The sequence below is a fragment of the Allokutzneria multivorans genome (assembly GCF_039537405.1).
Taxonomy (GTDB): Bacteria; Actinomycetota; Actinomycetes; order Mycobacteriales; family Pseudonocardiaceae; genus Allokutzneria; species Allokutzneria multivorans.
Map to the genome: position 1 here is coordinate 869,180 of NZ_BAABAL010000019.1, position 23,161 is coordinate 892,340.

General features: G+C 69.8%; 23 protein-coding genes. 13 read left to right on the top strand and 10 right to left on the bottom strand.

The annotated features are described in order from the left end of the window. Positions 1–12: 12 nt before the first annotated feature. Complete coding sequence (locus ABD798_RS32120; protein WP_344883353.1) at positions 13–390, bottom strand: hypothetical protein; 378 nt, start codon at positions 388–390, stop codon at positions 13–15. Between the two features lie 191 nt (positions 391–581). Between ABD798_RS32120 and ABD798_RS32125 the strand changes: the two genes are divergently transcribed. From ABD798_RS32125 to ABD798_RS32135, 3 genes are all read left to right on the top strand, one after another. After that, complete coding sequence (locus tag ABD798_RS32125; RefSeq protein WP_344883356.1) at positions 582–1,211, top strand: hypothetical protein; 630 nt, start codon at positions 582–584, stop codon at positions 1,209–1,211. Between the two features lie 190 nt (positions 1,212–1,401). Beyond that, a complete protein-coding gene (locus ABD798_RS32130) occupies positions 1,402–2,520 on the top strand; it encodes an epoxide hydrolase family protein (RefSeq protein ID WP_344883359.1) in 1,119 nt (372 codons plus the stop codon). A 22-nt stretch (positions 2,521–2,542) separates the two neighbouring features. Next, positions 2,543–3,118 carry a TIGR03086 family metal-binding protein gene (locus ABD798_RS32135; RefSeq protein ID WP_344883361.1) on the top strand — a complete coding sequence of 192 codons (576 nt, stop codon included), beginning with the start codon at positions 2,543–2,545 and terminating at the stop codon, positions 3,116–3,118. 2 nt (positions 3,119–3,120) lie between these two features. Here ABD798_RS32135 and ABD798_RS32140 read toward each other — a convergent pair whose 3' ends face one another. From ABD798_RS32140 to ABD798_RS32155, 4 genes are read right to left on the bottom strand one after another with little or no spacing between them, the layout of a single operon-like run. Then, positions 3,121–4,212 carry a sensor histidine kinase gene (locus ABD798_RS32140; protein WP_344883364.1) on the bottom strand — a complete coding sequence of 364 codons (1,092 nt, stop codon included), beginning with the start codon at positions 4,210–4,212 and terminating at the stop codon, positions 3,121–3,123. Continuing rightward, positions 4,209–4,895 carry a response regulator transcription factor gene (locus tag ABD798_RS32145; RefSeq protein ID WP_344883367.1) on the bottom strand — a complete coding sequence of 229 codons (687 nt, stop codon included), beginning with the start codon at positions 4,893–4,895 and terminating at the stop codon, positions 4,209–4,211. Before ABD798_RS32145 ends, ABD798_RS32140 begins: the two co-directional genes overlap by 4 nt. A 9-nt stretch (positions 4,896–4,904) precedes the next feature. After that, positions 4,905–5,456, bottom strand: coding sequence for a VanZ family protein (locus tag ABD798_RS32150; RefSeq protein ID WP_344883370.1), 552 nt, complete (start codon positions 5,454–5,456; stop codon positions 4,905–4,907). 30 nt (positions 5,457–5,486) lie between these two features. After that, positions 5,487–6,707, bottom strand: a complete 1,221-nt coding sequence (locus ABD798_RS32155; RefSeq protein WP_344883373.1) for a serine hydrolase domain-containing protein — start codon at positions 6,705–6,707, stop codon at positions 5,487–5,489. A gap of 176 nt (positions 6,708–6,883) precedes the next feature. Between ABD798_RS32155 and ABD798_RS32160 the strand changes: the two genes are divergently transcribed. The 3 genes from ABD798_RS32160 (at position 6,884) to ABD798_RS32170 (ending at position 9,397) form a co-directional block, all read left to right on the top strand. After that, entirely contained in the window at positions 6,884–7,996 is a 1,113-nt protein-coding gene (locus ABD798_RS32160) for a ThiF family adenylyltransferase (protein WP_344883376.1), read from the top strand. Next, positions 7,993–8,586, top strand: coding sequence for a GNAT family N-acetyltransferase (locus ABD798_RS32165; RefSeq protein ID WP_344883379.1), 594 nt, complete (start codon positions 7,993–7,995; stop codon positions 8,584–8,586). The genes ABD798_RS32160 and ABD798_RS32165 overlap by 4 nt, the downstream gene beginning before the upstream one ends. A gap of 136 nt (positions 8,587–8,722) precedes the next feature. Then, positions 8,723–9,397: a class I SAM-dependent methyltransferase gene (locus ABD798_RS32170; protein WP_344883715.1), complete on the top strand. Its 675-nt coding sequence runs from the start codon at positions 8,723–8,725 to the stop codon at positions 9,395–9,397. Here the strand turns inward: ABD798_RS32170 and ABD798_RS32175 are convergent. Next, entirely contained in the window at positions 9,378–10,607 is a 1,230-nt protein-coding gene (locus ABD798_RS32175) for an MFS transporter (RefSeq protein ID WP_344883382.1), read from the bottom strand. The two genes, ABD798_RS32170 and ABD798_RS32175, sit on opposite strands and share 20 nt — an antisense overlap. A gap of 42 nt (positions 10,608–10,649) precedes the next feature. On the opposite strand from ABD798_RS32175, the gene ABD798_RS32180 reads away from it, so the two are divergent. Then, positions 10,650–11,531, top strand: a complete 882-nt coding sequence (locus ABD798_RS32180) for a LysR family transcriptional regulator (RefSeq protein ID WP_344883385.1) — start codon at positions 10,650–10,652, stop codon at positions 11,529–11,531. Between the two features lie 78 nt (positions 11,532–11,609). Here ABD798_RS32180 and ABD798_RS32185 read toward each other — a convergent pair whose 3' ends face one another. Then, positions 11,610–13,742, bottom strand: a complete 2,133-nt coding sequence (locus ABD798_RS32185; RefSeq protein WP_344883387.1) for a putative bifunctional diguanylate cyclase/phosphodiesterase — start codon at positions 13,740–13,742, stop codon at positions 11,610–11,612. A gap of 4 nt (positions 13,743–13,746) precedes the next feature. Next, entirely contained in the window at positions 13,747–14,562 is an 816-nt protein-coding gene (locus ABD798_RS32190) for an SAM-dependent methyltransferase (protein WP_425549303.1), read from the bottom strand. A gap of 189 nt (positions 14,563–14,751) precedes the next feature. Between ABD798_RS32190 and ABD798_RS32195 the strand changes: the two genes are divergently transcribed. The 3 genes from ABD798_RS32195 (at position 14,752) to ABD798_RS32205 (ending at position 17,495) form a co-directional block, all read left to right on the top strand. After that, on the top strand, positions 14,752–16,068 hold the full coding sequence (locus ABD798_RS32195; RefSeq protein WP_344883393.1) for a cytochrome P450: 1,317 nt from the start codon (positions 14,752–14,754) through the stop codon (positions 16,066–16,068). Positions 16,069–16,095: 27 nt separating this feature from the next. Beyond that, positions 16,096–17,145: an alpha/beta hydrolase gene (locus tag ABD798_RS32200; protein ID WP_344883396.1), complete on the top strand. Its 1,050-nt coding sequence runs from the start codon at positions 16,096–16,098 to the stop codon at positions 17,143–17,145. 92 nt (positions 17,146–17,237) lie between these two features. Next, positions 17,238–17,495: a DUF7660 family protein gene (locus ABD798_RS32205; RefSeq protein WP_344883399.1), complete on the top strand. Its 258-nt coding sequence runs from the start codon at positions 17,238–17,240 to the stop codon at positions 17,493–17,495. A gap of 47 nt (positions 17,496–17,542) precedes the next feature. On the opposite strand, the gene ABD798_RS32210 is transcribed toward ABD798_RS32205, so the two are convergent. Together ABD798_RS32210 and ABD798_RS32215 are read right to left on the bottom strand one after the other, a co-directional pair. Continuing rightward, positions 17,543–19,915 carry an ABC transporter permease gene (locus tag ABD798_RS32210; protein WP_344883402.1) on the bottom strand — a complete coding sequence of 791 codons (2,373 nt, stop codon included), beginning with the start codon at positions 19,913–19,915 and terminating at the stop codon, positions 17,543–17,545. Next, positions 19,915–20,685: an ABC transporter ATP-binding protein gene (locus ABD798_RS32215; RefSeq protein ID WP_344883404.1), complete on the bottom strand. Its 771-nt coding sequence runs from the start codon at positions 20,683–20,685 to the stop codon at positions 19,915–19,917. Before ABD798_RS32215 ends, ABD798_RS32210 begins: the two co-directional genes overlap by 1 nt. Before the next feature lie 108 nt (positions 20,686–20,793). Between ABD798_RS32215 and ABD798_RS32220 the strand changes: the two genes are divergently transcribed. The 3 genes from ABD798_RS32220 to ABD798_RS32230 all read left to right on the top strand — a co-directional run bounded on the left by ABD798_RS32220 (position 20,794) and on the right by ABD798_RS32230 (position 23,110). Beyond that, entirely contained in the window at positions 20,794–22,020 is a 1,227-nt protein-coding gene (locus ABD798_RS32220) for a sensor histidine kinase (RefSeq protein ID WP_344883407.1), read from the top strand. Between the two features lie 44 nt (positions 22,021–22,064). Next, positions 22,065–22,652 carry a LuxR C-terminal-related transcriptional regulator gene (locus ABD798_RS32225; protein WP_425549311.1) on the top strand — a complete coding sequence of 196 codons (588 nt, stop codon included), beginning with the start codon at positions 22,065–22,067 and terminating at the stop codon, positions 22,650–22,652. 98 nt (positions 22,653–22,750) lie between these two features. After that, entirely contained in the window at positions 22,751–23,110 is a 360-nt protein-coding gene (locus ABD798_RS32230) for a DUF6355 family natural product biosynthesis protein (RefSeq protein WP_344883413.1), read from the top strand. Positions 23,111–23,161: the final 51 nt, after the last annotated feature.

Here is a 23,161-nt window from a genome sequence, read left to right on the forward strand (position 1 = left end):
AGAAACGAAATGTCAGACCGCGCACTGCACGTGGATCCAGTCCGTGGCATTCCTGTTGTCGATGTTGTCGAAGTCGTAGCTTCTCGCGTAGCGCATGGTCGGGGTACTGCTGTCACCGGGCTTGCGCCCGTAGTTCCAGCCCCTGAGGTACGCGCGATCGGTAATGTAAAAAGAATTCGCCTTGTCCCACCACTCGTAGGGCAGGTCGTAGACCCCGCAGCGACGAATGACGTAGCGGTCACCGGTTCCCAGATCGCCGTCGTACAAGCACCCGATCGCGTCATGGGGACAGTCGATCACCGGGACGGCCTGCGCCCCCGTGACCGTCGTCGCCACACCCGCGACGGTGAACGCGACTACAGCAATGGCTCGCAGCGAACGAAGAGTCATGTCAGCCCAGACCTTTCTCGCCAAGATTGTTGCCGCCCTTTCAATTATCAGGACCGCTTCCACGATCCACACAAGGCCGCCATTCGAGTTTCATTCCCGAGTGAATGAGCTTCTCCGCCGAAGCGCCGAACCAACGTTTGCTCACGGAATTTCGCGCTGCCGAAGATCCGCATTCGGACTACGATCGAGCCGTGACCGAGATTCCCACGCCGCCATTCGCCGACTTCGATTCCGCCAGACGGTTCCACGGGCTGCTCCAGCTCTTCCTCCGCGAGGTGAAGACCCCCGGCGAGCCGGTGTCGCTGCACGCGTTCCTGCTCACCCACGCGCTCGCCCGGCACGCGCCACACCCGGCGACCGGCGGCTGCGCCGACTGCGGACCGCCGTACCCCTGCGCGACGGTGCTCACCGTGGCCGCGCTCAGCCGGTTCCCGGCGCCGTGGACCCCGGTCACGCTGATCGCGGCGATGAAGGCCGTCCGCCTGCTCACCCCGGACCGCGTCCCCAGCCGGAGCACGACGTTCTTCGGCCTGCTCGACAGCGATCCGCAGATCAGCGCCGAGAAGGAGGAGCACTCCGGCGCCTGGATCATCCACGTCGTCGAACGCGGCCAGGACCGGCCGGTGCGCCTGGCCGACGACGACGCCTTCGTCGACCACCTGCTGGACATGACGCGCACCAACGCCTTCCCCTTCGGCTGGGGCATCCCGGAGGGCTGGGTTCCCGCCGTGCGGCCGGGCGTCGATGCGGCCCGCGAGTGGTGGCGCGAGCACGAGGCACTGCCCTACATGAGCACCCACCGCGACGAGGGCGCGCCGTGATCACTTATCCAGGAATGAGCCGACAGCGCACGGGAGTTCCACACGAGAAGCATTGATCAACGGAAACTTGTCCACCGAAATGCCACCTGAAGTGGCATTTCAGTCCCACATGAAACACCTATGCGGCCCAGTAAATAACGAATGCGTCTATCGACATCTTTTTTCGGGTCTGGCGATGAAAACTCTCGCCATGCTCACCATCCAACCCTTTTCGATCAACATCCCGCAGCAGGAAGTAGATGATCTGCGGGACCGGCTCACCAGGACTCGGTGGGCGAACGAACTGCCTTCGGCCGAGATCGCGGGCGTCCCGGCGTCCGGTCCCGTCCCCGAGGGCTGGCAGTACGGCGTACCGCTGTCCTACGTCGAGAAGCTCGTCCGGACGTGGCGCGAGGACTTCGACTGGCGCGAGCAGGAGCGCAAGCTCAACGAGTTCCCCCAGTTCACCACCGAGATCGACGGCCAGCTGATCCACTTCGTGCACCTGCGCTCGGCCAACCCCGACGCCACGGCGCTGATCCTCACGCACGGCTGGCCGAACACCTTCGTGGAGTACCTCGGCATCGCCAGGGAGCTGTCCGAGAACTTCCACGTGGTGATCCCGTCCATCCCCGGCTACGGCTTCTCCGGTCACACCGCCGAGCGCGGCTGGAACGCGGAGCGGGTCGCGCGGGCGTGGTCGACGCTGATGCGCGGGCTGGGCTACGAGCGATACGGCGTGCACGGCAACGACGCCGGGGCGATCATCGCGCCGATCCTGGGGCGGATCGCGGAGGCCGAGGTGATCGGGGTGCACGTGAACCAGATCTTCTCCTTCCCCTCCGGAGACCCCGCCGAGTTCGCCGGGCTGGCCCAGGCCGACATCGAGTACCTCGGGTTCCTGCAGTCCTTCGTGGCGCACGCCATCCACGACAAGGCCCAGCAGGCGCAGCCGCAGACCCTGTCGCACGCGCTCGCCGACTCCCCAGCGGGGCAGCTGGCGTGGATCGGGCAGCTGCTCGGTGACGCGCTGACGCCCGAGGACGTGCTCACCATCGCCTCGATCTACTGGTTCACCAACACCGGTGCTTCCTCGGCCCGCTTCTACTTCGAGAACGGCCGGATGGAGCACTCCGCCGAGCCGACGACCTTCCCGATCGGGCTGTCCAGCTTCGCCCACGACTTCCGGCCGATCCGCCGCTTCGCCGAGCGCGACCACAAGAACATCGTCTTCTGGGTCGAGCACGACCGCGGCGGGCACTGGGCCGCGCACGACGCCCCCGACCTCCTCGTCGAGGACATCCGCACCTTCTTCACCTCCCTGATCTGACCCATCCCGAAGGAGCACCACCATGACCAGCTGGCCGATCCTCACCGAGTCCCACGAGGCACTGCGCACCGCCGTCGGGGCCACCACCGACTGGGAGGCCGCGACTCCGTGCTCGCAGTGGAACGCCACCCAGGTCCTGCAGCACGCCGCGGGCGACCAGATCGCCTTCGCCGCGTTCCTGACCGGCGGTGACGGCCCCTCCGAGGACCCGTTCTCGCCGTCGGGCTCGCTGTCGGACACCCCCGGCAACGTCGCAGAGCACGCGATGAAGCTGTCCTCGACCGCGTGGGCCGGTGTCGCCGCTGACGCCGAGAACGTGGCCGTTCCGGTGCCGCCGAACTCCATGCCCGCCGCGCTCGGCGTCGGCGCGTGCGCACTCGACGCCGCCGTGCACGCCTGGGACATCGCCAAGGCCGCCGGAGCCCCGTCGCCGCTGTCCGCCTCGCTCGCGCGGGAGCTGCTCCCCGTCGCGCAGCAGATCGTGGAGCCGCTGCGCAACTACGGCGCCTACGCGCCCGCGCTGCCCGGCCAGGACGGTGACGACGACGTCGCCGTGCTGCTGCGCTACCTCGGCCGCGACCCCCACTGGAGCCGCTGACCTCACTGCTCCGACAGCACCGCGTCAGGCAGCCTGATCGTCACCACCAGGCCGCCGTCGGGGCGCGGTGCCAGGTCGATCGTCCCGTCGTGGGCCCGGACGATGCTGTGCACGATGGCCAGGCCCAGGCCGACCCCCGCGTAACCGTCGGCGCGGGCGCGAACGGTTCCGCGCTGGAACGGTTCGACGAGCGTCGGCACCAACTCCGGCGGGACCGGGTGTCCCGTGTTCTCGACCCGCAGCACGCCCGAACCGAGCCACGGCTCGGTGTGGATCCGCACGCTCCCGCCCGCCGGGAGGTTGTGCACGATCGCGTTCTGGACGAGGTTGGTCACCACTCGCAGGACGAGTGCCGCGGAGCCGGAGACGTGCGTCGTCCCGCCGGTGACCGCCAGCGAGATCCCCCGCTGCTCCGCGAGGGGTAGCAGCGTTTCGACGGCCTCCTCCGCGACGAGGGAGAGGTCCACGGGCTCGCGGGTGAAGGTCCGGCGATCGCTGCGGCTGAGCAGCAGCAGGGCCTCGGTCAGGTCGATCGCCCGCCGGTTGACCGAGCGCAGGCGCTCGATCAGCTCCTCCTGGTCGCGCTCCGGATCGCTGCGGGCGACATCGAGCAGCGTCTGCGAGATCGCCAGCGGGGTGCGCAGCTCGTGAGAGGCGTTGGCGGCGAAGCGCTGCTGCTCGGCGACGTGCGATTCGAGCTGTTCGAGCATCGTGTCGAAGACGTCGGCCAGCTCGCGGAACTCGTCCTTGGGCCCGTCGAGGCGGATCCGGTGCGCCAGCGATCCCTGCGCGGCCAACCGCGCCGCGTCCGCGACCCGGTGCAGCGGCGCGAGCATCCGGCCCGCCAGGAACCACCCGCCCACCAGGCCCACCACGAGCAGGACGGCCATGGCCTTGATCGCGGCCCAGCCGAAGGTGCGCGACAGGAGGTAGCGGTTGGGGCTGATCCCGAGCAGTCCCTGGTCCTTGTCAGGCACGTAGCGCAGCAGGTACAGCCACGCCACGGCGATCAGGACGGCACCGACGACGAGCACGACCCCGGCGTAGCTGAGGGTCAGCTTCAGCCGGACGCTGAGCCCCTTGCGCCTGATCACGGGCTCACGCCCGGATCTATCCGGTCTGAGTCGATCCGGTAGCCGACGCCGGGCACGGTCGCGATCAGCCACGGCTCGCCGAGTCGCTTGCGCAGCGCGGAGATCGTGATCCGCACGGCGTTGGTGAAGGGGTCGGCGTTCTCGTCCCAGGCCCGCTCCAGCAGCTCCTCCGCGCTCACGACACCGCCCTCCGCCGCGACCAGGACCTCCAGCACGGCGAACTGCTTCCTGGTGAGCGCCACGTGGCGGCCGTCGCGGAAGACCTCGCGCCGGAACGGGTCCACCCGCAGGCCCGCGATCTCGCGCACCGGCGGGCGGGCGTGCGCGCGCCTGCGATCCAGCGCCCTCAGCCGCATGACCAGCTCCCGCAGCTCGAACGGTTTGGTGAGGTAGTCGTCGGCGCCCAGCTCGAAGCCGGAGGCCTTGTCGTCGATCCGGTCGGCCGCGGTGAGCATGAGGATCGGGATGCCGCTGCCCGAGGCCACGATCCGCCGCGCGACCTCGTCGCCGGAGGGGCCGGGGATGTCGCGGTCGAGCACGGCCAGGTCGTAGGAGTTGACGCTGAGCAGCTCCAACGCGGCGTCACCGTCGCGGGCGACGTCGGCGGCGATCGCTTCCAACCGGAGGCCGTCGCGAACGGCTTCGGCAAGGTAGGGCTCGTCCTCCACGATCAGCACGCGCATCCCCGCAGCCTAGGCAGCACTGGATATCGCCGGCATACGCGAACCCGTCCTGGCGAGCCACCACCGGCGCGAGACCAGTGCCGCCAGCCCGGCGCCCACGGTGTTGAGCAGCACATCGTCCACAGAGGACACCCGGTCCAGCTGGAACACGTACTGCGCGACCTCGATGGAGATCGAGCATGCCGCCGCCAGCGCCAGGACCCTCGACAGCGATCCCAGCTCCGCGAACACCAGCGGCCCGAAACACCCCAGCGCCGCGAACACCAGCAGGTTGCCGATGATCTGCCCCGCGTCCACGTCGAGCAGGTCCTGGAACGGCACGAGGCTCGTCCGCCCCGGCACCTTCCCCGCGCGGCTGCCCGGCATCAGGGTCAGCCAGACGAACGGCACCGTCCCGTAGACCAAGCCCACCTGCGCCAGCGACCTGCGCCACGCGTCTCCGCTGCCGCGCCGGAGGTACGCCAATCCGCACACCACCAGACCCGCCACCGGCAGCCCGAACACCGTGCTCGCCACGATGCCGGTCTCCGTGCCGACCCAGTCCTGCCACTTGTCGAGCACCCGCGCTCCGCTTCCGTCGCTCCGGCAGGCTCAGCGCGATCCCATGATCGCGAGCTGCTCCTGCTCCAGGATCTCCCCGAGCGGGAAATCGTCGTAGTTGCTGGTGAGAACGCCGACCCAGCCGCTGTCCAGGTACAGGTTCCAGTTGACGCAGCTGCCCGGGTTGACGCCGCCGCGCCCGGTCAGCCACTGCTCGCCGTGCAGCGAGATCGGCATCGTGTAGTTGGTGAACGCCGGGTACGGGGGCGGCGGGCCGCCGAACTTGCCCTTGCCGATCGGGAGCTTCGGCTGGAGGAGCAGATCCGCGAACGGCTTCTTCAGCACCGTGCCGTCGCGCAGCCCCTGCGCGAACCGGGCCAGATCCCGCGCTGAGACGAATCCGCCGTCCCCTGCGTGGTCGATGAAGTTCCGCGCGTTGTTCTTGCCGGGTTCGTGCTGCCCCGGGCTGCCCTTGTCGAGATTGCGCACGATGTCCACCCGGCTGCCGTCCGCCTGGCGCATGTAGGAGTGCGCGATGTCCGGGTCGGTGAGCCACTGCGGCCGGGTGAAGAAGCCCGACCCGGTCATTCCCGCGCGCTTGAAGACGTGCTCGTGCACGTAGTCCCAGTACGTCATGCCGGTCACCGCCTCCACGATCTGCGCCGCGATCAGGAGGCCACCGCTCGTCGAGTCCTCGCCCGCACCGGGGGGCTGCTCCAGCTTCCCCTTCCGGGTCCACTGCTCCAGGTAGGCGTGCACCTCGTCCTTGCTGTGGAAGACGCGCCGCAGGTCGTGCTCCGGGTGGACCAGACCCGTGGTGCCGCTGAGCATGTGGTGGACGGTGACCTTCTCCGAGATGTCCGCGGCGAAGCCCTTCAGGTACTTGCCCACGGTCTCCCAGAGGCGGACCTTGTCCTGCTGCACCAGCTGGAGGATCGCCACCGCCGCGAACGGCTTCGCCGCCGAGCCGAGGTTGACCGCCGTACCCTCGTGGTTGCGGACGCCCTTTTCCTTGTCCGCCATGCCATAGCTGCGCGACAGCACCGTTCGCCCCCGGTACGAGAGCAGCACCGTGCCGGAGAACTTGTCCTCTTTCGCCAGCTTCGCGACGAACCTGTCGTACGCCCCGCCCGGCAAGGCGTCCGGCGGGATGCCCTCACCGGTGTCCGCGTGAGCGCGGCCAACCCCCACCACCGACGCGCCCGCCGCCGCCAGGCCGCCCCATCCGAGCAGCTGCCTCCGACCGACCCCGCGCACAGAATCCGCGTTCATGTTCCGTCCCTCCCCCAGTCGATGACCATGGAAGACGGGTGCGTGTTGCGGCGACGTATGCGTTTTTCGATACGCCCGCGATACACAGAGTCCTGGTCAGACGCGTCAAGACGAGAAGATGAATGATTTCTCTGCAATTGCCTAAAAGGCCTGTGGGGCGCTTACCGTCTCGCGCCGTGCCGAACGAGTTACCCGAGCTGCTCGCCGAGCGGAGCCAGAACGAGACCTGGCGGCCGAGGGTGTTCTCGCCCTCCGACCCGTCCGACGCCGCGGCGCTGGCCGCGTTGCTGACCTCCGGCCAGGTCGTGGCCGTGCACGACCGGATCGACGACCAGCTGGAAGAGCTGATCGCGTGCACCAACCCCGGGCGGCGCCGGACGGCCCGCGAATGGGACTCCGCCAAGGACGAGGCGTGCGACGGCGCTCCGCGCTGGCGGTACGGCAACTGGGTCTGGTACCCGTGGTCGGCGCGCCTGGTGCACGTGCTGCCCCGCGAGCAGTTCCGCCTGGTGCGCACCGATCGCAACCGCGACAAGATCACCAGGGCCGACCAGGCGCGGCTGCTGGAGCGGCGGATCGCGGTGATCGGCCTCTCCGTGGGCAACAGCGCCGCGCTGACCTGCGCGATGGAGGGCGTCGGCGGCGCGTTCCGGCTGGCCGACCACGACCGGCTCGGCCTGTCCAACCTCAACCGCCTGCGCGCGGGCGTCAGCGACCTCGGCGTGGAGAAGACGGTGCTCTGCGCCCGCCAAATGGCCGAGATCGACCCCTACCTGGACATCGAGATCCACCGGGGCGGTGTCACCGAGGAGACGATCGGGCACTTCTTCGACGGCGGCCCACTGGACCTGCTGGTCGAGGAGTGCGACACGCCCTGGGTGAAGATCGCGGCCAGGGAGCACGCCCGCCGCCTGGGAATCCCGGTGCTGATGGACACCAACGACCGGGGCATGCTCGACGTGGAGCGCTTCGACGTCGAACCCGACCGCCCGCTGCTGCACGGCAGGCTCGGCGCGACCCGGTCCGAGGACCTCAGCGACCTCGACCGCCCGCGCCTGATCCGCCTGCTGCTCGACATGGTCGACGAGTCGCAGCTCAGCTCCGCGATGACCGAGGCCATCGCCAGGATCGGCCACACCCTGAGCAGCTGGCCGCAACTCGCGTCCGGGGTCGTGCTCGGCGGCGCGCTGGTCACCGACACCGCCCGCCGCATCCTGCTGGGCCACCCGGTGCCCTCCGGCCGCTACTACGTCGACCCGGAGGCCATCATCACCGGAGCGGGCGGATGAGCACGCGGCCAACCCTCGTCGGTGAGCACATCACGTTGCGCCCCTTGGCGGAGCGCGACCGCGACGTGTTCGTCAGGATCTACACCAGCGCGGCACTCACCCGGTACCTCGGTGTGGACCGGATGACCCGCGAGGACGCCGCCGCCCTGTTCCACAAGCACATCCCGCGTCCCGGCGAGGACAACCCGCGGCACACCTTCGCGCTCACCCTGAACGACGACGACTCCATGCACGGCATGATCGGGCTGCTCGTCGAGGGCTACGGCAGCAACGCGATGATCACCGGCTTGGTCGTCATCCCCAGCTCACCCCTGCGCGGTCACGCCATCGAAGCCGGGCGGCTGGTGCTCGTCTACGCGTTCGGGCACCTCGGGCTGCACCGGGTGTGGGCCGGGCACCGCAGCGACCACGTCCACATGCGCAGGGTCATGGACGGCGCGGATCTGCTGCCGGAAGCCACGCTGCACGAGCTGTTCCAGACCCAGGGACGCTGGCACGACGTCACCACCTACGCCGCGCTCTCCGCGAAGTGGAGGGAGAGCGCCTCGCCCCGCGAGGTGGCCATGCTCGACGGTTTCGTCGCCGTGTGAATCACACCTATTCACGCCCGGTGGTCGTTAGCCTGCTAACAGGCTGGTCCACTGGGGAGGAAGAGTGGCGGGAACCGAGCTCTACGACCGCATCGGCACCGGGTACTCGTTGGGACGGCGTACCGATCCGCGCTGGATGACGCCCATCCTGGCCGCGCTCGGCACCGCCCGTTCCGTCGTGAACGTCGGCGCGGGCACCGGCTCGTACGAGCCGCGCGATCGCACGGTGCTCCCCCTCGAACCGTCCTCCAGGATGATCCGCCAGCGACCGCCGCACGCGAGCCCCGCCGTTCGCGCCGTCGCCGAAGCCCTTCCGCTGCGCGACAACGCCGTCGACGTCGCGATGGCCGTGCTCACCGTCCACCACTGGACCGACTGGCGCGCCGGGCTCGCCGAACTCCGCCGGGTCGCCCCGCGCCAGGTCGTCCTCGCCTACGACACCCGTCTGCACGCCGACTTCTGGTTCGTCCGCGAGTACGTGCCCGAGATCGCCGAGCTGGAGCTCACCCGCCCCTCCGCGCCGCACATCGCGGACGAGCTGGGCACCGACGACGTCATTCCCATGCCGTTGGCCTGGGACTTCACCGACGGCGTGTTCCCAGCTCACTGGCGGCGCCCGGACGCCTACCTCGATCCTCGCGTCCGCCGCGCCTGTTCCGCGCTCGCCCAGACCAACCCCGACGCCGTCGAACGCGGCATCCAGCGCCTGCGCCAGGACCTCGAAAGCGGCTGGTGGCACGAAACGCACCAGGACCTGCTCGCGCTCGACGAGTGGGACGCGGGCTTCCGCCTCATCGTGGCGCAGAACTGACGCGCCCAGCGGCCCCGAGCACCAGCACCGCTGCGGCCGCGAACACCCCGCCGAGCCACATCACCGCCGTGGTCCCGACCGTGTCGGCGACCAGGCCGCCGGTCAGCGCTCCGAGCGCGATCGCCGCGTTGAAGACCCCCGCGAACAGGGCCGAAGCCGCCTCCGGCGCTTGCGGCGCGGACGCCATCATCCACGACTGCGAGGCCACCGAGACCCCGCCGTACGCCAGCCCCCAGACCACCAGCAGCGCCGCAGCAGCCAGCGCGGTCAACCCCAGCACCGGAACCAGCGCCATCGTCACCGCCAGCATCGCGCCGAGCGCCAGCAGCGTCCTCCAAGGCGACCGCGCCGCTCCGAGACCCGCGACGAAGTTGCCCAAGATCCCGAACAGCCCGTAGACCAGCAGGAGCGTCCCGATCAGCCCGGCGCCCACCCCCGCCACTTCCTCCAGCACCGGCCGGACGTAGGTGTACGCGGCGAAGTGCCCGATCACCAAGAGCGCCACCACGATCAGCCCCGTGCGCATGCGCGGCGCGACGGCCAGCCGCGCCATCGCGCTCAACCGGACGGTCCCTTCGGCGGGCAACGGTGGCAACGACATCGCCAGCGCGGCCAGCACCACCAGCGACACCCCACCGGCTGCGACGAAAGCGGCCCGCCACCCGGCCAGCTCCCCGAGGTAGGCGCCCGCAGGGACACCCAGTACCGATGCGACCGCGATACCGCTGAAGATCAGCGAAGTCGCCGAGCCGACGGACTTCGGCGGGACGAGCCGCACCGCCAGGCTCGCCGCGACCGCCCACACCCCGCCCATGCCGATCCCCACCAGCACCCGCGCGAGGAGCATCACGGAGAAGGCGGGCGACCAAGCAGCCAGCAGGTTCCCCGCCGCCATCACAGCCGTCAGCGCGCACAGCACGCTCCGCCGGTCGAACTTGCCCAGAGCCGGGACCAACAGCGGCGCGGACACCGCCGCGACAACGCCGGTCACCGTCAACGTCAGGCCGGCCGCGCCTTCGCTGACCTCCAGGCCGTGACTGATCGGCGTCAGCAGCCCCACCGGCAGCATCTCCGAGGTGACCGCTGTGAAGGTCGCCCCCGCGACCGCGCTCACCGCCACCCAGCCGCCTGACCTGCTCGTTGTCTCCGTCTGCACCATGTGCTCAAGGCAACCGCCGCGCACGGCCGGGAACAACGGCCGATCTCTCATCCTTCTATGAGCGGGACTACTGGATCGCGGAGGAGGACACGCATGAGCGGCCTGGAGATCCGCGAGCTGGAAGCGTTCCTCGTGCTCGCCGACGAGCTGCACTTCGGTCGCGCCGGAGAACGCCTCTACGTGTCGCAGAGCCGTGTCAGCCAACTGCTCCGCTCGTTGGAGGGCCGCATCGGCGCGCCACTGGTCGAACGCACGAGCCGCCGCGCGCGACTGACCCCGTTCGGAGAGGAGTTCCTCGCCGAACTCCGTCCCGCCTACGGAGCACTTCGCGCCGCCGTCGATCGCGCGCGCACCGCCGCACGAGGCTCCGGCGGCGTGCTGCGCATCGGCTTCCAAGGCGTCATCGACGACTCCCTCGCCACCGCCATTGCCGGATTCGAGCAACGGTGCCCCGACCACGCGGTCGAACTCACCGAGATCCCGCTCGCCGACCCCTTCGGCCCCCTCCGCCGCCGCGAGGTCGACGCCGCCGTCGTGCTGCTCCCCGTGGAGGAACCCGATCTCGTGCTCGGCGCCACCTTCTCGCACCAGCCCCAGGTGCTCGCCGTCTCGCCCCGGCACCCCTTCGCCGACAAGGACTCCGTCACCGCCGAAGAGCTGGCCGAGCACCCCCTGATCGGAATCCGCGGCGCCGCACCCGCGTACTGGCGCCGCGCCCAGGCCCCCGACACCACCCCCGACGGCCACCACATCCGGCGCGGCTCCACCGCCAGCACCCTCCAGGAGGGCATGGGCCTGGCCGCCGCAGGCCGAGGCGGAATGCTCGTGTGCCGCTCAACAGCCCGGCACCAGGGCACGCGGAACTCCGTCGTCTTCGTCCCCGTCACCGGCCTCCCCGAGTCCGCGCTCGGCGTCATCTGGCACGCCGAACACGGCACTCCCCAGGCCCGCGCCTTCGCCGAGCAGCTCGCCTGAGCGGTTGTCCCCAGCTGGGGACAACCTGTGGACAACTTCGAACACCTGTTCGATAGCGCGCGACGTGCGGGACGCCGTCTACGGAGTCCGCCAACCGGCGTCGTCGAGGGCGGCGGCCAGATCCTCCGGACGGCAGGGCGCTCCGCAGTGCTCGCCCAGCGCCAGCTCGGCCCCTGCCTCCACCCAGAACCGCGCCCGCTCGGCGGTGGTCACGCCGTCCACGAGCACCTCCGCACCCGCCCGGTGCACCAGCCCCGGCAGCTCCCGCAGCAGGTCGACCACCGGCGAGGCCCCGTCCAGGAGACCACCGTCCAGCCGCACGCCGCGCACCGGCAGATCGGTCACCGTGGCCAGCGCTCCGCCGCCCAACCCGCAGTCGCTGATCACCGGTCGCACGCCCAGCGAAGCCAACGCGCGCAGGTTGTCCCTGGTCTTGCCGAGGTCGGCGACCAGGCCCGGCGTGGGCAGCTCGACCAGCAACCGCTCCGCCGGGAACCGCGTTTCCTCCAGCACGCGAGCCACCCGGGTGAGCAGATCCGCGTCGGCGGCCTGGTGCGGGCTCAGACTGACCAGCAGACGCAGGTCGCGCCCCAGCCGTTGCCGCAACCAGCGCACCTGCTGGCAGCAGGTGCGCAGCAGCCACTCGCCCAGCGGCAGCATCAGCCCGGTGGTCTCGGCCAGGCGGCGGCACTGCTGATCGGACAGCTCGCCCACCTCGGGCGGATCCCAGCTGAGCAGCACCTCCACCCCGTGCACCGCGCCGTCGGCCAGCCGCACCAGCGGCCGGTACCGCGCCTGCACGTCCCCGTTCTCGAAGGCACCCGGCATGACCGCGGCCACCGCGTCGGTCTCGCGGTCCAGCCGGTTCCGCTCGGGGTGCGAGAGCTCCCACTGCCCGCGCCCGTTGGCCTTGGCCCGGCGCAGTGCCTGGTGGGCTTCGCGCAACAGCTCAGCGACCTCGCGGTCCAAGGCGGGCCGGTCGACCACGCCGACGCTGATCGACAGGGCGAGCCCGTGACCGTCCACATAGGTCGGCTCGGTCAGCTCGTGGAGCAGTTCCCGCACCAAGTGCGCCGGGTCCGGGGTGCCAGGCGAGTTCTCCACCAGCACCGCGAACTCCGCGCCTCCGAACCGGGCCAGCAAGGCCTTCTCCCCTGCCAGCACGGACTTCAGCCGCTGTGCCACGGTGACCAGAAGCTGTTCGGCCGCACGCTCGCCGAGGCCGTCGCGCACCACCGCGAAGGCGTCCAGCTCCAATCGCAGGAGCGTCACGCCCAGCTCCGGGTCGGCCCTGCCCAGCGCGGTCTCCATCCGCGTGCTGAAGCACTGCTGGTTGGGCAGGCCGGTGAGCACGTCGTGCAGGGCCTGCCGGTTGAGCTCGTTCTGCAGCAGCACGAGCTCGGTGCCGTCCTCGACCACGGTGACGAAGTGACTGGGCTCGTCCCCGGCTCCGCGCAGCAGCGAGGCGGTCAGCGACACCCTCACCGGCTCGCCGTCGCGGTGCAGCAACCGTTGGGACTGCTTGATCCGCTCGACCCCACCGGCCAGCAGCGCGCGGTAGTCCTCCCGCAGCACCGGCGCGTAGTCGGGGTGCACCAGTTCGAACAGGTCGCGGCCGGTCAGCTCGTCCGGCGCGTGCCCGAGCATCACGCCCGCCGCGGCGTTCACCGTGACCAGCGTGCCGTCCAGGTCCGCGACCAGGATGCCGCTGGCCGAGGACGTGGCGACCTCGTCGAAGCGCGCCTGCGCTGCCTGAAGGTTGTACTTCGCGTCCCGCACGGCCTTGAGCAGGGACATCTTCAGGCTCTCCTGCTGGGCCAGCGTGGCGTTCTGCGCGGCCACCACCACGCTCGCGGCCAGCGCGCCGAGCGCGCTCACGACGCGTTCGGCGAGCTCCTCGACGGACTGGAGTTCGGGCAGCGCGAGCAGACCCTTGCCCAGGACGTCCATGGTGATGGTGAGCGCCTGCCCGCTCGCGCAGTTCAGCTCGACCAGCCGCGCACCCGCGGCCAGCAGCGGACGGGCGCGGTCGCTCCCGCGCACCTCGGCGCACACGTCCTCCAGCAGCGCTGCCAGCTCGACCTCGAAGTCGGCGTGCACCAGCGGCACGTAGACGGTCCCGCCCAGCAGGTAGGCCCACTTGCGCGCGAGCAGATCGCGGCGCCCGTCTTCGGGCTGCTCCGGGATCGGGTGGAGGCCGGGGTCGGTCACTGACTCAGAGCTTCCGCGCGACGCCCGCGTAGAGCAGCTCGTTCCACACCGCGTCCTCGGCGATGTCGCTCGGTCCCGCCGGTCGCCAGTTGCCGCACCCCACCATGCCCGGCTCGACCAGTTCCAGATCGCCGAGCAGACCCAGGACCTGTTCGCGGGAACGGGTGTGCGGCACGTCGCCGCGCCGCGCGGCCATCTCGTCGGTGGCCGCGGTGAGGGACTCCGGCCGCAAGTCCGCGGTGATGTGGGTGAAGGCGAGCATGCTGCCCGGGGCCAAGGGAGCCTGGTAGGCGTGCACCAGCCCGGCCGGGTCGTCCTCGTCCGGGATCCAGTGCAGCAGCAGCATGCACAGCAGTCCGACGGGCTCGGAGAAGTCGATCAGTCGCCGGACCTGCGGGCTCTCCAGCACCCCGGCCACGTCGCGCACGTCCGCGTGCAGGACCGCCGTGCGGTCGTTGCCCGCCAGCAGCAGCTCGCTGTGCGCGACCGCCACCGCCTCCTTGTCGACGTAGACCACCCGGGCCTCGGGGAGCTCCCGCTGAGCGATCTCGTGGACGTTGCCCACGGTGGGGATGCCCGCGCCCAGATCGAGGAACTGGCGGATGCCCTGCGTGAGCATGAAGCGCACCGAGCGCCCGAGGAAGGCGCGGTTGAGCCGCACCGACTGCCGGACCCACGGCAGCTTCCGTTCGAGGTGGTCCGCGGTGGCGCGGTCCGTCTCGAAGTTGTGGCCGCCACCCAGCCAGTAGTCGTAGATCCGGGCGACGTTCGGCGTCGTCGTGTCCACTCCGGCCGCAACCCAGTCCGGTGTGCTCACCATCGCGCACCTCATCCGTTCGGGAGGTCGAGGAGCATACCGATTTCGAAAGCGATCCCTTTACCCCGCAATAGGGCAATTGCCCATACATCTGATCGCGGTCGCGTCCTACCCAATCGGGTGCTGTCGGCAGAACTGAATCGCCTCTAGCGTGGCGCTCTTCCCGATTCCCGCCCACGCCAAGGAGTTCTCATGCCCGTCCGGGTGGCTCCCGGCCGGTGGCCCTTGCTGGGACACACGCCCGCACTGCTCCGCCGTCGCGTCCACTTCACCGCCGGACTGCGGGAACACGGTGACGTGGTCAAGCTGTCGATGGGGCCTCTCCAGACGTATTTCCTGACAAATCCGGAGCTCGTCCACCGCGTGATGGTGAGCGACGGATCGAGCTTCGGCACCGGAATCATGTTCCGCAAGTTCCGCCCGTACGCGGGCAACGGCCTCGCCCTGTCCGACGGCCCGTTCCACCGCAGGCAGCGCAAGCTGATGCTGCCCGCCTTCGGCAGGCAGAACCTGCGCCGCTACGCCGAACTCTGGGTCCGGGCGACCACCGCGCTCGTCGAGTCCTGGCGGCCGGGCGAGGTGCGCCAGATCGACGCGGACATGCAGGCGCTGGCCATGACCAACGTGGGCGAGACGCTGTTCGGCACCGAACTCGGCGAGGAGGCGATCAACGAGGCCCGCCGCTCGATCCCCCTTGTCATCCAGCTGGGCATGTACCGGGTGCTCTCGCCGGGCTTCGTGGAGAAGCTGCCGCTGCCGTTCAACCGGCGCTTCGACCAGGCCACCGCGCGGATGAAGTCCGTCGTGCACGGGCTGCTGGAGGGCCGCGACCCGGACGTCGACCACGGCGACCTGCTGTCCACCCTGCTGCTGGCCGAGGACGCCGAGACCGGGGAGCGGATGACCCGGGAGCAGGTGCACGACGAGGTGATGACCGTGCTCACCGCGGGCACCGAGACCACCGCGCTGATCCTGGCCTGGACCTGCCACGAACTGGGGCGCGACCCCGCCGTCGCGGAGCGCGTGCGGGCCGAGGTGGACCAGGTGCTCGGCGGGCGCCCGGTGACCTTCGACGACGTGGCCGCGCTGGTCTACACCGGGCAGGTGGTCAGCGAGGTGCTGCGGATGTACGCGCTGTGGCTGCTGATGCGCCGCACCGAACAGGAGGTCGACCTCGGCCCGGTGCGGCTGCGCCCCGGCGACGAGGTGATGTTCAGCCCGCTCGCCCTGCACACCGACCCCCGCTACTGGGATCACCCGGACGTGTTCGATCCCGACCGTTGGTCCACTGATCGAGTGAAAACGTTGCCGCCCGGCGTGTTCCTCCCGTTCGGCGACGGCAGCCGACAGTGCATCGGCCACCTGTTCGCACGAGCCGAGGTCGTCATCGGAGTGGCCACGATCTTCGCGCGGTGGTCCCTGGAGCCCACCGGCCCGGTCCGGGTGCGGTATACCACCATCGCTTACCCGCGCGGCATGCCGATGACGGTACGCCCTCGGGATCAGTAACTCCCACAACGGAATCCGGAGGTTTTCGTGCGTTTGCTCTTGCGCCGCGCCGCCGCCGCGGCGGTGGCCCTGCTGAGCGCCGGCGCGGTGCTCGCCCCAGCGCAGGCGTCCGCCACCGAGGCGGCCTGCCAGGACCTGAACATCCCCGTGTCACTGGTGGACGTGCCACTGCTCGGGCTCGACGACCAGACCATGTACGGCAGGCTGTGCGTCCCGGCGGGCGGCAGCCGCACCCTCCAGGTGCTGGTGCCCGGAGGCACGTACAACTCGACCTACTACGACCCGCCCGGCCTGTCGGAGAAGCTGTCCTTCCGCAAGGCCGCGAACAAGGCCGGCTACGCCACCCTCGCGGTGGACCGCATCGGTACCGGGCGCAGTTCCAAGCCGCTGAGCCTGCTGCTGACCGCGAGCGCTCAGGCCAACGCGGTGCACCACGCCATCAAGGCGATGCGGAAGGGCACGCTGGGCCCCAAGTTCGACAAGATCATTCTCGTCGGGCACTCGCTCGGGTCGGCGACCACCCTCATCGAGGCAGCCACGTTCCGCGACGTCGACGGCGTGGTCATCACCGGGTTCACCCACCGGCTGGCCGCGCTGACGGCCGTGCCCACCGTGGCCTCGCTCAGGCCGGCGCTGCTGGACCAGAAGCTCGGCGCCATCGGGCTGGACCCGGCGTACCTGACCACCGGCAGCGGCCTGCGGTACACCGCGTTCCACACCCCGGGCCCGCTCGACCAGAGGGCGCTCGAAGCCGACGAGGCGACCAAGGACGTGATCGCTCCCGGCGAGATGGTCGACGCCGTCCTGATCGGTCTTGTCCTGCCCTACAGCAGGCGGATCAACGTGCCCGTGCTGCTCGCGATGGGCGAGAAGGACAGCGTGTTCTGCGGCCTGCTCGCCAGCGACTGCTCAAGCGCAGCTGGCCTGCGCCAGGGCGAGGACTTCTACTACTCGCCCGAAGCGAAGCTGCGCACGTTCGTGCTGCCGAACTACGGCCACTCGATCAACTACGCGCCCAACGCGCCGCTGCTGCACAACGCGGTGAACGGCTGGGCCACCGAGATGGTCGGCAAGTAACGCGATCCGCTCAGTAGTGTCCACTGGGGACGGTCACCCACATGGCCGTCCCCGGTCGGACATCGAGCGAGCGTGCTCAGCGAGGAGATTGCGTGGTGGCCAAGCGTCCGGACGAGGTGCGCAGTCGCGAAGACCTCTTCGACTTCATCACCGACCTCGCCGAGGAGTTCGAGACCGGCACCAGCTACGGCTGGCGCAACCGGACGTTGCCGGAGTACCTCGACGGGATGAGCGGCTGGCTGAACGACGCCGACGGCGCCTACCAGAACGTCAAGGGCGAGCCAGTGCCCGAGCAACCGACCTGGGAACTCGTCGCCTGGATGTTGTCGGCGGCGACGGACCACGAATAGACAGCGATCAGGAGCCCTCCGGAACGTTCGGAGGGCTCCTTCGCTTTCTAAGCGGCGCGGTACCGGATCGACCGCCACGTCATGAGCACGCTCGCCACGACCGCAAGCGCGAGGCAGGCGACGGGGACGAACACCACGATCGGCCAGTCCATCCGCAGCGACACCGCGGTGGCAGTGGCCTCGGTGAGGCCGGATGCCATGGCTGCCAACGGAGGCACTGTGACGAGCAGGCCCAGCGCCACTCCGACAACGACGACCAAGGCGGTCTCCCCCATCACCAGGCGCACCACCTGGCGGACGGTGGCACCAGTGGACTTCAGCACCGCGAAGGACGCAGTCCTGCTCTGTGCCGCCATAGCCATGGTGTTGGCCACCGCGATACCGGTGTAGCCGACCGCCACGCAGATCAGCACGAGCGAGAACTGGAGCAGCAGGCGGTTCTCCTTCTCGTACTTGGCCGCGGCGAAGGTCTCCCCGTCGTGGACCGCCGCGCCCGCGCCCACCGACGACGGTGCCTTGGCCTGCGGGATGAAGATGGTGTCGGTCAACGCGGAACCGTCGTGACCGCGGACCAGATCCCTGTTCAGCACGAAGTCACCGCGCGCAGGGTCGTCCGGCAGCACCGAGGTCACCTTCAGCGTCTCGAACCGGCCGTCCACGAAGCCGACCGACACGGACTCGCCTTGCTCCAAGCCGAAACGCTTCGCCATGGAGGTGGACAGGACCACGCCGCTGCGGTCGGAGTCCGCGCTGCCGACACCGTCGATCACGGTCTTGCCGAACTCCGCACGGTCGAGGAACAGCCTTGTCGGCAAAGGCGAACGACCGACCCCCACTGCCGCGACCGTCTCGTCGCTCAAGCCAGGCGCACCATCGGGGACCACGATCGCCAGGCCCCGCAGCTTCGCGGTCTCCCCGGCCGGATAGGCGGCCTGCATCGTCGCCACCATGCCGCTGAGCAGCACGGCGAAGCCGACGGTCGCGATGATCGGCGCCGCGATGGACGCGGTTCGGCGCTTGGCCGCCAGCAGCTCGGCACGGACCAGCACCGGTCCCGCCCCCTTCGCCGACCTCGCGGGCCACGTCACCAGCCGGACGGCCGGTCCGATGACGACCGGCGCGAGCATCGCCGCCGCCACGGTGAGCACCATCGCGGTCGACAGCGCCATGGTGACGCGGTCGTCGGCCGACGCGGTCGCCGTGAGGATCGCCAGCAGCACACCGATGGCGAGCGAGCCGCCGCCGAGGATCCAGCGGCCCCTGGTCATCGCGTGCTTCTCGACCTGCGCGTCGCGCAGCGCCTCCATCGGCACGGTCTTCGACGCGCGGTGGCTCGCCGACCAGGCACCGAGCAGCGCGACGCCGACACCGACGAGCACGGCGACGACGATCGGCCTCGCGGTCATCTCCACGACGAAGTCCTTGCTGGAGACGCCGATCGTCAGCAGCAGCCAGCCCATCGCGGGTGCCAGCAGCGCGCCCAGCACCGCGCCCGTGATCGCTCCGACCACGCCGATGAGTGCGGCCTCGCCGAGGATCATCCGCCGCACCTGCTTTGGCGCGGCGCCGATGGTGCGCAGCAGGCCGATCTCGCGCCTGCGTTGCGCGGCGCTGAGCGCGAAGGTCGACGCGACAACGAAGATCGTGACGAAGACGCCGAGAAACGCCATGGCGGCGATGAGCTGCGTGCCCAGCCAGCGCGTGTGCCGGACGTGGTGCGGCTCAAGCACGGAACGGCTGTCACCACTGACGATCTCGCCGTTGCCCGCGACGATTTCCTCAGCGGCAACCCGAACCCCCGCCGCGGATGTGCCGTCCTTCAGCACCAGTCCGATGGCTCGGACACCGGCCATCAGGTCAGCGGCCGCCTTGTCCTGCAAGTAGAAGCCCGGACCGTCCACAGTGCCCGCGACCTTCACGTCCTTCGTCCCGGACGCGGTCAGCAGCGAGAACGTGGAACCGGTCGGGATACTCAGCGAGGCGTCCACGACGACCTCGTTGCTCGCGGCGGGTGCCTTGCCCGACGTGAGCGCGTAGGGCGCGAGCGAAGCGCTGGACCAACCGTGGCCCGCCGCCTCGGCGTTGGGGTCGGCGACGGGCTTCCCGTCGATCACGGCCTGTGCGTAGAAGTTGCGGTCGATCACCGCGCTGGCGACGCCGGGCACCTTGCCCAGTTTGTCCGCGAAGCGACGCGCGACGTCCTCGCTCCACGGCATCCGATCACTGGGCGAACCGTTGACGTTGACGGCGGCGGGTGCCACCGCGATCACCGGCGCGCCAGCGATGCGCGCCGGCACTCTTGGCGACGAGGACTCGTGGACCAGCAACGTGGTCGTGATGAGCGCGACGCCCAGTGCGATCGCGCTGAACGCGCCGAGGAAGCTCGACCAGCGCTGCTTGATGTTGGCTGCGGCGATCATCAGGACGCCTCCAGCTTCGCCATGTGGCTCGCGATGAGCGAGGGGTGCGCGTGCCGCTGGTGCGGGCTCAGCGCGATCTGGTCGGCGATCCGGCCGTCCTTGAGGAACACGACGCGGTCCGCATACGAAGCCGCGACCGGGTCGTGCGTCACCATGATCACGGTCTGGGCGTGCCGGTCGACGATCCCGCGCAGCATCAGCAGCACCTCTCGGGAAGTGGTCGTGTCGAGAGCGCCGGTGGGCTCGTCGGCGAACAGCACCTCCGGGCGGGTGATCAGCGCCCGCGCCAGAGCGACGCGCTGCTGCTGGCCTCCGGAGAGCTCGCCCGGCCGGTGGTGGGCGCGCTCGGCGAGACCGACCTCGCCCAGCGCGGCCTTGACCTCCGCCGGGCTGACGCGCTTGCCCGCGAAGCGCACCGGCAGCTCGACGTTCTGCGCGGCGGTCAGGGAAGCGACCAGGTTGAACGCCTGGAACACGAACCCGATCTTGTCGCGGCGCAGCGTCGTGCGGTCGTTCTCGTCGAGCTCGCCGAGGTCGACACCGGCGACCACGACCTTGCCCGCGGTGGCGGTGTCGAGTCCCGCCGCGCATTGCAAGAGGGTGGACTTGCCGGAGCCGGACGGTCCCATGATCGCGGTGAAGGTGCCGCGCGGGAACCCGATGGACACGTCGTCGAGCGCGGTGACGGCCTGGTCCCCAGCGCCGTGGACCTTGCGCGCCGACCAGAGCTGAACCGCTTCGGCAGCGGGCGCTTGAGTGGTGGTCGTCATGGGAAGAACTCCACCGGAATCACTGCCCTCGATCACTCGCGTGGGCGCTAGTGATCAGGTAGTGCCAGCACTACCGCGTCCGTCGCCGCCATGACCTACGGTCGGCAGGTGCGTGCTCGTACCGCCTGGCAGGCGCTTGCCCAGCGCCCGTTGAGGTTCCTCGCCTCGTCGTGGCCGTGGCGCTCGCTGATGTACCTGCTGTCGGGTGTCGTGCTGGGCGCGGTCACGCTCGGCGTCTACGCGGCGGGCGCGGCTGCGGGCGCGGTTCTGCTGATCGTCGTCATCGGAGTGCTCGTACTGCTCGGCGTGGCGCTGTCCGGCATCTACATCGCGCGGTTCGAGCGGTGGCGACTTCGGCTGGTCGATCTCGATCCCGCGCCGGACCCGCACAGGCGGCTGGAACGACCGAGCCCGCGCGCCTGGCTGATCACGCGGTTGCGCGAGCCCGTCACGTGGCGCGAACTCGGCTTCACGATGCTGTCGCTGATCGCGTTGTGGTGGCTCGACCTCGGCGTGCTGCTCTTCGCGCTCGGCGCGCCCGTGCTGACCGCTGTGTCGCCTTTGGACGATCCATCGGCTTGGCCGTGGGTCATCGTCGGAGTCGCACTGGTGCCAGCTGCTCCGTACTTGATCACCGCGTGGGCGGGCGCCCGCGCGGCCCTCACACGGGCGATCCTCGCCCCGCGCGATGAAGAACTCGGCGATCGGCTCACCGAGGTCACCCAGTCACGCGCGCGGCTGGTCGACGCGTTCGAGGTGGAGCGCGCCCGCATCGAACGCGACCTGCACGACGGCGCTCAGCAGCGGCTCGTGGCGCTGAGCATGTCGCTGGGCATGACGAGGCTCGACGTCCCGCCCGGCTCGGAGCTCGACCAGCAGCTCGAACAGGCTCAGGAGCAGGTTGCGCTGACCCTGCGCGAGCTGCGCGACCTGATCCGCGGCGTGCACCCGCAGGTGCTGGCGGACAGCGGCTTGGCGGCGGCGGTGGAGGACGTCTCCACCCGGTCCTCGGTGCCCGTCGAAGTCGATCTCCAGATGGCGGGCAGGCTGCCCCAGCACATCGAGCTGACCGCGTACTTCCTGATCACCGAGGCGCTGGCCAACATCGCCAAGCACAGCCGGGCCGCGCGCGCCGCGATCCGGGGCAGGCTGGTGACCGACATGCTCGTGCTGGAGATCACCGACGACGGCATCGGCGGCGCGGACCCGGCTGCGGGCACTGGCCTGACCGGTCTCGCCGACCGCGTCGCCGTCGTCGACGGACGACTGCGCGTCTCCAGTCCCGCCGGTGGCCCGACCTTGATCCACGTGGAGATCCCGTGTCGCTTCGCATAGTCGTCGCAGAGGACTCGCTCCTGCTCAGGGACGGGCTCGTGAACATGCTGACGCGCTTCGGCCACGACGTGATCGCCGCTGTCCCCGGTGCCGACGAGCTGGTCGACGCCGTCGACGCCGATCAGCCCGACCTCGTCATCACCGACGTCCGCATGCCGCCCGGCAACTCCGACGACGGACTGCGCGCCGCTGTCGCACTGCGGTCGCGTTACCGGCGACTGCCCGTACTGGTGCTCAGCCAGCACGTCGAGCAGTCCTACGCGGCCAAACTGCTCGACTCCGATGGCGGTGTCGGCGTCGGGTACCTGCTCAAGGACCGCATCGGCGCCATCACCGACTTCGTCGCCGCCGCTGTTCAGGTCGCGGGTGGCGGCACCGTGGTCGACCCCGAAGTCGTGCGACAACTGCTGCGGCGCAGGCATGATCCGCTCAGTCGGATCAGCGCGCGCGAACGCGAGGTGCTCGCACAGATGGCCGAGGGCCGGTCGAACGCCGCGATCGCCCGGCACCTCACGGTCACCGAGGCCGCGGTCAACAAGCACATCAGCAACATCTTCACCAAGCTCGACCTGCCGGTCGCTGGCGACGATCACCGAAGGGTGCTCGCGGTGCTGGCGTTCCTGCGCGCCTGACCACGTTTCCCCGGTGAACTCAATTCACATTTCATCTGACGGAAAGCAATTTCAGGCAGGCGTGAATTCACTGCAATCACTTCAAGATCATCTATAGCGTGCCGTCCGACATGAAACCACCAGCCGGAAGGCAGAATTTCATGCGCGGAAACCTCCGAATCGCCGCCACGATCGCGACCACCATCGCCGCAGGAACGGTTCTGGCCACAACGGCGAGCGCCACACCACAAGCGCAGTTCGCGGCCGCAGACGCTGCTTGCGGACACCACACCAAAGGCAGTTCTGCCTATTACGAGAACTGCAGATCAACTTCTGTCAGGATTCGCGTGTTCACCACGAGCGGCACATACTACGAAGGATGCGTGAGACCGTACACCGACACCGAACTCGGGCCTACGATCAATATTCGCGATTCCGAGTACGTGAACACCAATGTCAGCGACTGCAGGTGGCTGTAACAGATAATTCTTCCCCGATCACCCGGCGCCGCCACCGCGTGTGAGGATGTT